Source organism: Curvibacter delicatus NBRC 14919 (assembly GCF_001592265.1).
Lineage (GTDB): Bacteria > Pseudomonadota > Gammaproteobacteria > Burkholderiales > Burkholderiaceae_C > Hylemonella > Hylemonella delicata.
Genome location: NZ_BCWP01000063.1, coordinates 1 through 10502, shown reverse-complemented (window position 1 = coordinate 10502; position 10502 = coordinate 1). Strand labels below are relative to the sequence as shown.

General features: G+C 65.1%; 11 protein-coding genes. 8 read left to right on the top strand and 3 right to left on the bottom strand.

Annotated features, from left to right (window positions below; all coding sequences use genetic code 11):
- Window positions 1-56 precede the first annotated feature (56 nt).
- The 3 genes from CDE01S_RS17380 to CDE01S_RS17370 are packed head-to-tail and all read right to left on the bottom strand — an operon-like array spanning window position 57 to window position 2324.
- The gene (locus tag CDE01S_RS17380; protein WP_066710652.1) at window positions 57-386 is read right to left on the bottom strand and encodes a hypothetical protein; all 330 of its coding nucleotides are present in this window, start codon (window positions 384-386) and stop codon (window positions 57-59) included.
- A complete protein-coding gene (locus tag CDE01S_RS17375) occupies window positions 383-820 on the bottom strand; it encodes a DNA polymerase III subunit chi (protein WP_066710647.1) in 438 nt (145 codons plus the stop codon). Before CDE01S_RS17375 ends, CDE01S_RS17380 begins: the two co-directional genes overlap by 4 nt.
- A gap of 13 nt (window positions 821-833) precedes the next feature.
- Window positions 834-2324, bottom strand: coding sequence for a leucyl aminopeptidase (locus tag CDE01S_RS17370; protein WP_066710645.1), 1491 nt, complete (start codon window positions 2322-2324; stop codon window positions 834-836).
- 23 nt (window positions 2325-2347) lie between these two features.
- Between CDE01S_RS17370 and lptF the strand changes: the two genes are divergently transcribed.
- From lptF to CDE01S_RS17330, 8 genes are read left to right on the top strand one after another with little or no spacing between them, the layout of a single operon-like run.
- Window positions 2348-3460: an LPS export ABC transporter permease LptF gene (gene lptF, locus CDE01S_RS17365; protein ID WP_066710643.1), complete on the top strand. Its 1113-nt coding sequence runs from the start codon at window positions 2348-2350 to the stop codon at window positions 3458-3460.
- On the top strand, window positions 3457-4566 hold the full coding sequence (gene lptG, locus CDE01S_RS17360; protein ID WP_066710641.1) for an LPS export ABC transporter permease LptG: 1110 nt from the start codon (window positions 3457-3459) through the stop codon (window positions 4564-4566). Before lptF ends, lptG begins: the two co-directional genes overlap by 4 nt.
- Before the next feature lie 6 nt (window positions 4567-4572).
- The gene (locus tag CDE01S_RS17355; RefSeq protein ID WP_066710638.1) at window positions 4573-4953 is read left to right on the top strand and encodes a sirohydrochlorin chelatase; all 381 of its coding nucleotides are present in this window, start codon (window positions 4573-4575) and stop codon (window positions 4951-4953) included.
- 35 nt (window positions 4954-4988) lie between these two features.
- Window positions 4989-5681: a phosphatase PAP2 family protein gene (locus CDE01S_RS17350; protein WP_066710636.1), complete on the top strand. Its 693-nt coding sequence runs from the start codon at window positions 4989-4991 to the stop codon at window positions 5679-5681.
- Window positions 5682-5685: 4 nt separating this feature from the next.
- Window positions 5686-6540, top strand: a complete 855-nt coding sequence (locus CDE01S_RS17345; RefSeq protein WP_066710633.1) for a decaprenyl-phosphate phosphoribosyltransferase — start codon at window positions 5686-5688, stop codon at window positions 6538-6540.
- The gene (locus CDE01S_RS17340; protein WP_245636213.1) at window positions 6537-7448 is read left to right on the top strand and encodes a lysylphosphatidylglycerol synthase transmembrane domain-containing protein; all 912 of its coding nucleotides are present in this window, start codon (window positions 6537-6539) and stop codon (window positions 7446-7448) included. The genes CDE01S_RS17345 and CDE01S_RS17340 overlap by 4 nt, the downstream gene beginning before the upstream one ends.
- A 29-nt stretch (window positions 7449-7477) precedes the next feature.
- Complete coding sequence (locus tag CDE01S_RS17335) at window positions 7478-9022, top strand: ArnT family glycosyltransferase (protein WP_066710627.1); 1545 nt, start codon at window positions 7478-7480, stop codon at window positions 9020-9022.
- A complete protein-coding gene (locus CDE01S_RS17330; protein ID WP_066710624.1) occupies window positions 9010-9648 on the top strand; it encodes an HAD family hydrolase in 639 nt (212 codons plus the stop codon). Before CDE01S_RS17335 ends, CDE01S_RS17330 begins: the two co-directional genes overlap by 13 nt.
- The last annotated feature ends 854 nt before the right edge of the window (window positions 9649-10502 follow it).

The following is a 10502-nucleotide window of genomic DNA, read 5'->3' as shown; positions in this document are numbered from 1 at the left end:
CGCATTCGTCCTGCGCAAGGCCAGCAAACCTTCGGTCTGTGGGTATTTCAGGGTGTTCAGCGTCGCGCCAACGCGTCAAGTTCCTGCGCCACAGCAGTCGCGACAGTCTGGCGCAAGGCTTGGTCAACCTCCTGCCACAGATAGGGCTCCAGCGCACTGATCTGCTCCTGCACCAAAGAGGTGACGACGGCACGCAGCTTGGTTTCCAGCGTCGGCGCCAGCCGTTGCATGACCCGTTCGACGAGTTCTTCCGCCGCCGGCATGCGGCTGGCGGCCGTCTGCTGCGGCGGCACCGTGCCTTCTTCGCTGGCCACAGCCTCCCCCGGCCGCACCACTTCGGTCAGGGTCGGCAGAAAGCGAGGCAGGTTCTTGGGCGGCGTGTTCATCCGTTCGCACCTTTCAAGGCCAGGTCGTGGCGGATGATGGTGTGACCGCCCTCGGTGTAGTGTTTCCAGCGGCCACGCGCCAGTTGGCGGTCGTCATCGTCCAGGCTCACCACCTCGATCAGGCGCTCAAATTGATCAAACCCGGCCGGCACCTGCACGCCGAGATTGAGCAGCACCTGCTGGTGCGGCAGCCCGGTCAGCGACTCGGCCAACACCACCGGCGAAACCGCCAGCACATGGGCCGGGTCGCTCTGGGTCGCGTGCGGAATGAAGTCGAGCTGGGAAAAGGTCCACAGCAGGCTGTTGAGGCGCGCCAGCACATCGGCCGGCGCCGTCACCACCACACGCGCACCGCTGCCCACGGCCTTGCGCAGCAGCCGGCAGGCATAGGCCAGCTTGTCGGGCGCATTGAAATGGAAGGCTACCTCGGTCATGTCATCCACACCCTCAGGCGCTTCGGCTGCGCTGACGGGTCTTGGTTGCCGCGGGCTTGCTGGCCTGGCTGGCCAGCAGGAAGTCCAGCAGCAGGCCCACCGGTCGCCCGGTTGCGCCCTTGGCTGCCCCGCTCTTCCACGCCGAGCCGGCAATGTCGAGGTGCGCCCAGGGGTACTTGGCGGCAAAGCGCTGCAGGAACTTGGCGGCCGTGATGGCACCGCCCGCGCGTCCCGCCACATTGGCCACATCGGCAAAGTTGGTCTTCAGGCCATCGGCATAGTCATCATCAAGCGGCAGGCGCCAGCACAGGTCCTGGGCTGCCTCGCCGGCGGCCATCAGCTGGTTGGCCAGCTCATCGGTGGTGGCAAACAGGCCGCTGCGCACGCTGCCCAGGGCAATCATGCAGGCGCCGGTCAGGGTCGCGACGTCCACCACGGCACGCGGCTTGAAGCGCTCGGCATAGGTCAGCGCATCGCACAGGATCAGCCGCCCTTCGGCGTCGGTGTTGAGGATCTCGATGGTCTGGCCGCTCATGCTGGTCACCACGTCGCCGGGCTTGACGGCGCGGCCGTCGGGCATGTTCTCGCAGCTCGGGATCAGACCCACCACGTTGAGGGCCGGCTGGAGTTCGCCCAAGGCGCGGAACACGCCCAGCACGCTGGCGGCCCCTGCCATGTCGAACTTCATCTCGTCCATCTCGGCCGCCGGTTTCATGGAGATGCCACCGCTGTCGAAGGAAATGCCCTTGCCCACCAGCACCGTCGGCGCCTGCGCCTTGGCGGCGCCGTTGTACTGCAGCACGATGAAGCGCAGTGGCTGCTCGGAACCGCGGGCCACGGCCATGAAAGACCCCATGCCCAGTTTTTCCACTTCACGCGGCCCCAGCACCTGGCAGCTGATCTTGGGCAGGCGCGACAAGGAACGCGCGGCCTGCGCCAGCAGCGTGGGGGTGGCATGGTTGCCCGGGCGGTTGGCCCATTCCTTGGCCATCTCGATACCGGCCACGGCCGCGACGGCCTGCGCGAACTCGCCCTTGCTGGCGGAGGCCTGCGGCACCCCCAGCGTGACGCGTACGAGGGTGCGCCCCTCCGACTTCGACTTGGTGGTGGTGTAGACGTAGCTTGCATCGGCCGTGGCCGTCACGGCGGCACGTACCGCCCCGCTGCTGGGCGCGGTGGCAAAACACAGTGCCAGCTTTTTCACAGCCGGCGTGCCGGCGCGCAGGGCGCCGACTGCCGCCGTCACGGCCTGGCGCACCTGCTTGGCTGAACCGTCGCCCGTGCCGACCAGCAGTACCCGGGTCGACTTGGCTTGCGCCGGCCGGTACAAAGGCAGCAGCTTGCCGGGTTTGCTTTCCAGGTCACCCGCCTTGAGCGCCTGGCCGATCAGGGCTGCCAGGGCCTCCTTGCCGGGCTTGAAGCCGGCAGGCACCAGCACCACCAGCGCATCACTCACCAAAGCTGCGGCGGCAGCCAGATCCAGGGACTTGAGTTCAAAGTTCATAATTGCGGTTTTCCTTCCGACCGATGTTATTCCATTCCTCCATCCGCAAGGAGCTGGCACGCAGTTTCGGCGCCACCCTGATCGTCCTGGTGACGGTGGTCATGACCATGACGCTGATCCGCACGCTGGGCCAGGCCTCACGCGGCAGCTTCAATCCGTCCGATGTGATGCTGGTGATGGGCTACAACGTGCTGGCCTTCCTGCCCAACATCATGACCATGGGCCTGTTCGTGGCCACGGTCGGCACCCTGTCACGTCTGTACCGTGACAGCGAAATGGTGATCTGGTTTTCCAGCGGTGTCGGGCTGTGGAACCTGCTGGCGCCCCTGCTGCGTTTTGCCTGGCCGATTCTGCTGGCCATCGCCACACTGGCGCTGTTCGTGCTGCCCTGGTCGAACAAGCAGGTCGAGGACATGCGCTCCCACTATGAAAACCGCGGCGACCTGGACCGGGTGCAGCCCGGCCAGTTCCAGGAGTCGGCGGGCGGCACCCGCGTGTTTTTCGTGGAGAAAAGCCTGCTGAGCGAGCATTCCGCCAGCAATGTGTTCATCGCCACCACCGAACGCGGCAAGGAGACCGTGACCTCGGCACGCAGCGGCCGCATTGAACTGATCGGCGACGAGCGGTTTCTCGTCTTGGGCAATGGCCAGCGTCTGGAAAACAGCATCGGCAAGTCGGACTTCAAGCTCAGTGAGTTCGAGCGCTACAGCATCCAGGTGACGCAAGACCAGCTGGGCAGCCAGGCCGAGATCCCGCTCAACACGGTTTCCACGCTGGAACTGATCCGCAAGCCGACAACGCATCACCTGGGTGAAATTTCCTGGCGCCTGGGTTTTGCCCTGGCGGCACTGAACCTGATGATTGTGGCGGTGGCCAGTTCGCGCGTGAACCCCCGCCTCGGTCGTTCCGGCAATCTGGTGGTGTCCTTGCTGCTGTTTCAGGTCTATCTCAACCTGCTCAACCTGGGCCAGGCCTGGATCAGTACCGGCAAAATCGGCTTCATCCCCTTCGTGGTCCTGCTGCACGGCGGTGTGCTGGCCGCCGCCATGCTGGTGCTGACCATGCGGCACTACAACTGGAGCTGGCGACGTCTGCTGGCCGCACGCACTGCAAGCCGGAATCGGGTGAGCGCATGAAAACCATCCGCCGCCTCCTGCACGCCGAGGTATTGACCGCCGTGACCTTCGTCACACTGGCCTTCCTCGCGCTGTTCTCCTTCTTCGATTTTGTCGATCAGCTGCCCTCAATCGGCCGCCCGGGCATCGGCGCCGGCTACCAACTGCCGCAGGCCCTGAGTTATGTGGCGCTGCAGGTCCCCAATCACCTGTACGAGCTGTTGCCGATCACGGTGCTGATCGGCACCATCTTCGTCATGACCCGTATGGCGCAGAGCTCGGAATTCACCATCCTGCGCACCAGTGGCCTGGAACCGTGGCGCGCCCTGCGGACCCTGATGACCGTGGGCGCCATTTTCGTCGTGCTGACGTTTGTCATCGGGGACTTCCTCGCGCCCTGGGCCGACCGCACTTCCCAACTGCTCAAGGCACGCTACCAGGGCAACATCACCGTCGGCCAGACCGGTGCCTGGCTGCGCGAGAAACAGCCCTACGGCCAGTTTGCCGTCAACGTCAACGCGCTGGCATCCGACGGCGGCATGCGCGGCGTGCGCGTCTTCGAGTTCGACAACAAGGGGCTGCTGGTGTCCATGACCCGCGCGCCCACGGCGCAGTTCGAGAGCGACGATGCCTGGCAGCTTGAACAGGCCGAACGCATCGAATTCACCTCGCGCGGCACCGAAGCCTCCCGCATCGAGCGCACCCAGATTGCCACCTTCCGCTGGCCGACCCAGATCACCTCCGAGATGGTGTCGGCCGCCGTGCTGCGGCCCGACCGCATGAGCACGCTGGACCTGTTCCAGTACATCCGCCACCTCAACGCCAATAACCAGTCGGCCGAACGCTACGAGATCGAATTCTGGAAAAAGGTGTTCTACCCGCTAAGCTGCCTGGTGATGGTGGTGCTGGCCCTGCCTTTTGCCTACCTGCACTTCCGCAACGAGGGCATCTCGGTTTATGTGTTCGGCGGCGTCATGGCCGGCATCAGCTTCTTCTTCCTCAACAACGTGTTCGGCTACGTGGGCGAATTGCGGCACTGGCAGCCCTGGTTGACGGCGGCACTGCCGGGCATGATCTATTCCCTGCTGTCGCTGGGCACCTTCGGCTGGCTGGTGCTGCGGAGATAGGCGCAAATGAGTTCAACAGCTCCGCACCGCGGCATCATCCTGTTCGCCCACGGTTCGCGCGACCCGCTGTGGTCACAACCGATGGAAGCCGTGGCAGAACGCACACGCCAGCTCGACCCGCAGGCCCTGGTACGCTGCGCCTATCTGGAACTGACCGCACCCGACCTGCCAGCCTGCGCGGCCGAACTGGTGGCCGCCGGTGCGCGGTCCATCACCATCGTGCCGATGTTCCTTGGCGTCGGCAAACACGCACGCGAAGACCTGCCGCACCTGGTGGCCGACCTGCAACACCGCTACCCCGGCGTGGCCTGGCAGCTGCAGGGTGCCATTGGCGAAGACGCCCGCGTGACCGACCTGCTCGCCCGCATCGCCCTGTCGGCAAGCTGAAACCGCCGACCGGTCTCCGTACAATCGGGCGGTCCATGTCCAAGACTCCGCCCTCCTCCCGCACCGTCTTTCTGCTCCTGCTCGGCAGTTCACTGGCCGTGGCCATGCTGCCCGTGCTGTGGCCCCAGCTTGACATCGCCGCGGCCGCCTATTTCCTGCAGCCAACGCCGCCCATCAACCCCGCGCAATGGAAATGGGTCGAGCTCGTCAACGAATACGTGCCCGACCTGTTCCGCACGCTGGCACTGCTGTGCATCGCGGCCTGGATCATCATCAGCCTGCTGCGCCGCTGGCGCCGTGCCGGCATCGCCCTGGCCTTCGTCGGCATCTCGCTGCTGCTCGGGCCCGGTTTCGTCACTTGGGCGGTCAAGGAACACACCCTGCGGGCGCGCCCGTTCGACGTGGTGGAGTTCGGCGGCGAGCGCCAGTTCACCCCGGCACTGGTGCAGGCCGATCAGTGCAGCGACAATTGCGCCTTTGTCAGCGGCCATGTGGCCTGCGGTTTCTTCTTTGCGTCACTGATGCTGCTCGACCCGCGCCGGCGCGGGCGCTGGATCGCCACCGGCCTGCTCCTCGGCGCACTGGTCAGCGTGGCACGCATGTCGGTCGGCGCGCACTGGCTCAGCGATGCGCTGTGGGCCCTGCCCATCACGCTGGCCACCAGCGGATGCGTCTGGGTCGTGCTGACCTTCTTCTACAAGTACGGGCAGCGGCCCACCCAGGCCTGAACCCATGCAACAACTGCCTCACCTGCTCGTCCTGATGCGGCCGCACCAGTGGCTGAAGAACGTCTTCGTTTTCGCCGGCCTGCTGTTTGCCCACGCCTGGCATGAGGGGCCGCTGGTGCTGCGCGCGGCACTGGCCTTCGCCGCCTTCTGCTGCATGTCCAGCCTGGTCTACATCCTCAACGACTGGCGCTACCGCGCCAGCGATGCATTGCACCCGGACAAGTGCCACCGGCCGCTGGCCAGCGGTGCCGTCAGTGTGCCGGCGGCCTTCACCCTGGCTGCCCTGCTGGGTGTGGCGGGCATGGCGCTGGCGGCCAACAACCGCATTCTGTTGCTGCTGCTGGTGCTGTATGTCGCCTTGAATCTGGCCTACTCCTGGCGCCTCAAGCACGTGCCGGTGGTGGACGTGTCCATCATTGCCACCGGTTTCATGCTGCGCCTGCTGGCCGGCACCTCTGCCGTTGGCATTCCGCCGTCGCGCTGGCTGCTGCTGACCGGCCTGTTCATTGCCCTGTTCCTGGGCTTTTCCAAACGCAAGGCCGAGACCTTCCACAACCCCGAGCAGCAGCGTGCCGTGCTGGAGCACTATCCCGCAGCCCTGCTCGACACCCTGATGGCCGTCACCATGACCGCCACCATCACGATGTACAGCCTGTATGCCACCAGCGCGGAAGCGCAGATGCAGCACGGCGAGCGGCTGGTCTACACCGTGCCTGTGGTGATCTTCGGCCTGCTGCGTTACGCCTACCAGGTCCACCGCGGCCGCGGTGAAGACGTGGCACGCGACCTGCTGCGCGACCCCTGGATCCTCTTGACCGGGGCCGTCTGGCTGCTCTTGTTCCTGGGTTCGCGGCTTTGAAGCTGCCGCTCAAGCAACTGCTGCTGGCCCTCGGTGCCGCCGCCACCGCCTATGCCCTGGTGCTGATGCTCACCGGCAATGCAAGCTCAACCACCCGGCTGACCGCGCTGTGGTCACCGGCCGGTGCGCTGGCCGCCGCACTGTGCGTGCTGAACTACCTGTTGCGCGGCCAGCGCTGGCGCCTGTGGATGGCGCACTACGGCCGCCCGCTCGGCCTCCTGCAGGGGCTGCGCCTGTACCTGGCCGGCTACACCTTCACACCCACCCCCGGCAATGTGGGCGAAGCCGCGCGCGGCCTGCTGCTGCGCCAGCCGCTGGGCGCCGCCTACAGCCTGGCCATCTTCGGGGCCGAGCGCCTGGCCGACCTACTGGGCCTGCTGCTGCTCACGCTGCCGGGGCTGTGGTGGTTGCTGCAGTGGCCCGACCTTGCGGCCTGGCAGCTGCAACTTGGTGGTGCCGCCGCGGCCGCAGCATTGCTGGTGCTGGCTTTGTTGTTCACACTCAGACACCGGCTGTTCAGCCGCTTGCCTTGGCTGCACGCCGCCTGGCACTGCCTGGCCACACGCCCCTGGCGCTGGCTGGGTCTGACACTGGTGGCCTGGGCCGCCCAGGGCCTGGCCACCTGGCTCGTCTGTGTTGCCCTGTTCGACTGGCCGATCGAGCCCTGGCTGGCCACCGGTTTCTACGCCCTGGCCATGGTTGGCGGCGCCCTGTCCATGCTGCCCGCGGGCCTGGGCGGCACAGAGGCGTTACTGACCGGCCTGCTGGCCCTGCACGGCGCACCCCTGGCCACGGCGGTGGGCATCACCGTGCTGGTGCGCCTGCTCACGCTCTGGCTGGCGGTGGCCATCGGTGTGCTAGCCCTGCTTTATAGTGCGGCGTTCCGTAAAGACATCAGCCTGCGCTAGGGCCTGTTAACACTCATCCCTCATGCCTCATGCTTCCTGCTTTTGATACCGACGCCGCACCCGGCCGCCTGACCCGCTGGCTGCTTTTCACCGCCATTGCCTCGCTGGCCCTGCGTTTCTGGATCGCCCATGCCTTGCCCATCACCGGCGACGAGGCCTTCTTCTACTGGTGGGGCGTCTACCCCGACTGGGGTTATTACGACCACCCGCCCATGGTGGGCTGGCTGATCTGGCTCATGCGCACGCTCTTTGGCGAGGCCAGTTGGGCCATCCGCCTGCCGGTGGTGCTGTTGCCGCTGGCGGTGGGCGCCACGCTCTGGTGGGCGCTCAAGCCACTGAACCGCGAGCGTGCCGCCTGGGCGGTGCTGCTGTTCTGGCTGGCACCGGTCAACTGGCTCAACAGCCTCATCACCACCGACACGCCGCTGATCTTCTGGTCACTGCTGTCGGCTGGCGCGCTGCTGCGCGCCGAAGGGCGCAACACGCTGGACGGCCGCACCTGGCGCCTGTACGCCCTCGCCGGCGTTTTCATCGGCTGCGCCTTCCTGTCCAAGTATTTCTCGGTGGTGCTGGGGCTGAGTTACCTGGTGTATTTCGCCGCCTTCCGGCGCGAACGCTGGCTTGGCCTGCTGCTGATCGTGCTGTGTGCCCTGCCCGGCCCGCTGATCAACCTTTGGTGGAACATGGGCCACGGCTGGTCCAACATCATGTTCAACGCCATCAACCGCAACCAGGACGCCTCCTTTGCCTGGAGCCACCCGCTGAGCTACCTGGGCATGCTGGCCTACCTGCTCACGCCGGCCGTACTGTGGCTGGGCTTCAAGCACCGTGCGGCGCTGCGCGACACTGCACGCCAGCAGCGCCTGGTGGCCGTGCTGATCGTGGTGCCGCTGTTGTTCTTTGCCGTGCTGTCGCTGAAAAAAACCGTGGGCCTGCACTGGGTGCTGGCCTTTTACCCCTTCGTCTTCGTGCTGCTGGCCTTTGCGCTGCCGCAGGCGGCCCTCAAAAGCTGCGCCAAAGGCATGGCCTGGTTCACGGCCCTGCACGTGCTCGCGGTGGTGGCCATCGGCTTCACCCATGTGGAGCAATGGCAAGGCAAACCGCGCTACTACAGCATGGTGCGCAGCTTCAAGACGGCCGAACTGCTGGCCCAGGTGCGCACGCCCGACTCGGTGCTGATGGCCGATGCCTACGCCCCCGCCGCCGCCTACGGCTACACCCTTGGCCAGTACGTGCCGGTGTTCGGCCCCGGCAAGTTCCACGCCCGGCAGGACGACCTGCTGGTGGACTACTCCATTTACGACGGCAAGACCGTGCGCATCATCGTCTCGGACGGCGAGCCGCCGCCGCTGGACGGTTATCGGCCGTATTTCGACTCGGTGCAGCCCCTGAGCTTTGTGCAGAACGGAGTCACCTTCCATGTGGTGGAGGGCCGCAACTTTAAGTACGAGGCCTACCGCCAGGGCGTGCTGGGCGAGATCTTCCAGCGTTATTACGCCATTCCCGAATGGCTACCCATGACCGGCTGCCCGTTCTGCGTGCGTTACTGCGGCGAAGTGCGATGCCCGAGGTAACCTCACCCGCCCAGCCGGTGGTGGCGGCCTTCGACTTCGACGGCACGCTGACACGCAGCGATACCCTGCTGCCCTTTTTGCGCCGCCTGCTGGGCTCGCCCACCCTGCTGTGGGTGCTGTTTGTCTGCAGCCCTTGGCTGGCTGGCTACGTGCTGCGCTTTATCAGCAACCACCGCGCCAAGGCCGTGCTGCTGAAAGCTGCGCTGGCCGACCGGACCGTGGCCGAGGTGGAGCGCTGCGCCCAGGCCTTTGTGCGCGACGTTCTGCCGCAACAATGGCGCCCCTGGGGCCTGCAGCAACTGGTGCAGCACCAGCAGGCCGGCCACCGCTGCGTGCTCGTCACCGCCTCCACCAGCCCGTACATGCACCTGGTCGGCGCCAGTCTGAGTGTGGATGCGGTGCTGTGCACCGAGATGGAAGTGGTAGACAGCCGTTACACCGGCCGTATGGTCACGGCCAACTGCCATGGGGAAGAGAAGGTACGGCGGCTGCAGGCCTGGCTGGCAGCGGAATACGGCACGGCACAGCCGGAGCTGAATGCCTATGGCGATACCAAGGGGGATCTACCGATGCTGCGGCTGGCGCAGCAGGCTTGGTATCGCGAGAAACCCTGGAAGGCCAGCTAAGTCTATTGCTGACGACGTTGGAGTTGACCGGGGCACAAGAGACAGGAGCGCCTAAGGCGCAGACGCGCTTGTAAATCCCTGTCGAATTGCCTGTTAGACCACCTGTTCATTCTTTGCGTTTCCATTGACGCGCGATCAGGATGCACAAGGACAGCGCTGCGGCGAGCCAAGGGAGACCCAAAGCCAGGGGCAGTAGCTTCGAAACGGGCCTCTTGACGTTGATAACTTCGAAAACTAGAGGTGCAATCCACAGCACGAGGGACGGAACAGCTACTACGCCCGCCAACCCCGTTCTTCCCGAAATCGCGACTCGCCAACTGAGAAACATCCCAACACCGCTCAGGGAAGAGCAGACGACGGCTATCAAAGGTGGTTGATAGAGATAGGCAGATACCGACGCAACTGCTGTGATAGCCGCGAAACTGCTGAGTGCAGAACTCTCCCAGCTCTTGTACCTTTCCTGGGCCTCTGCAACGAAGTCTCGTGGGACACTCATCGTGGTCTAACGTCCGAGGCCAGCGGCACGCAACACACGCCGCGGAGCAGCCTTCTGCTGCTGTGGGTCCGCGTGGGCCGACCTGTTATGTTGGTCTGCGTTCACGGTGTTTCCTCACAATTCGCTCAAAAGAATAGAAATCAAATACGAAACGTGCGATCACGTGGCCTCTAGTCTGGCCCAGCTCGCTCCATGTACGAAAGATACCTTCCGACAGCAAAGCAGAGCCCACCAATCCCATAAAAGAAACCACTAGTCCAATCTTCGACAGCGTAGAAACCCACCAAACCGCAAAGGATGCCCGTAACAGCCAGACCGTTGTTCCAGCCACGTGTCTGTGGCTTAGAAGAGACCTCTG

Excerpts from the sequence above, each read along its gene's own strand:
- CDE01S_RS17380 (WP_066710652.1), bottom strand. The coding sequence starts at position 386 with ATGAACACGCCGCCCAAGAACCTGCCTCGCTTTCTGCCGACCCTGACC.
- CDE01S_RS17375 (WP_066710647.1), bottom strand. The coding sequence starts at position 820 with ATGACCGAGGTAGCCTTCCATTTCAATGCGCCCGACAAGCTGGCCTAT.
- CDE01S_RS17370 (WP_066710645.1), bottom strand. The coding sequence starts at position 2,324 with ATGAACTTTGAACTCAAGTCCCTGGATCTGGCTGCCGCCGCAGCTTTG.
- lptF (WP_066710643.1), top strand. The coding sequence starts at position 2,348 with ATGTTATTCCATTCCTCCATCCGCAAGGAGCTGGCACGCAGTTTCGGC.
- lptG (WP_066710641.1), top strand. The coding sequence starts at position 3,457 with ATGAAAACCATCCGCCGCCTCCTGCACGCCGAGGTATTGACCGCCGTG.
- CDE01S_RS17355 (WP_066710638.1), top strand. The coding sequence starts at position 4,573 with ATGAGTTCAACAGCTCCGCACCGCGGCATCATCCTGTTCGCCCACGGT.
- CDE01S_RS17350 (WP_066710636.1), top strand. The coding sequence starts at position 4,989 with ATGTCCAAGACTCCGCCCTCCTCCCGCACCGTCTTTCTGCTCCTGCTC.
- CDE01S_RS17345 (WP_066710633.1), top strand. The coding sequence starts at position 5,686 with ATGCAACAACTGCCTCACCTGCTCGTCCTGATGCGGCCGCACCAGTGG.
- CDE01S_RS17335 (WP_066710627.1), top strand. The coding sequence starts at position 7,478 with ATGCTTCCTGCTTTTGATACCGACGCCGCACCCGGCCGCCTGACCCGC.
- CDE01S_RS17330 (WP_066710624.1), top strand. The coding sequence starts at position 9,010 with ATGCCCGAGGTAACCTCACCCGCCCAGCCGGTGGTGGCGGCCTTCGAC.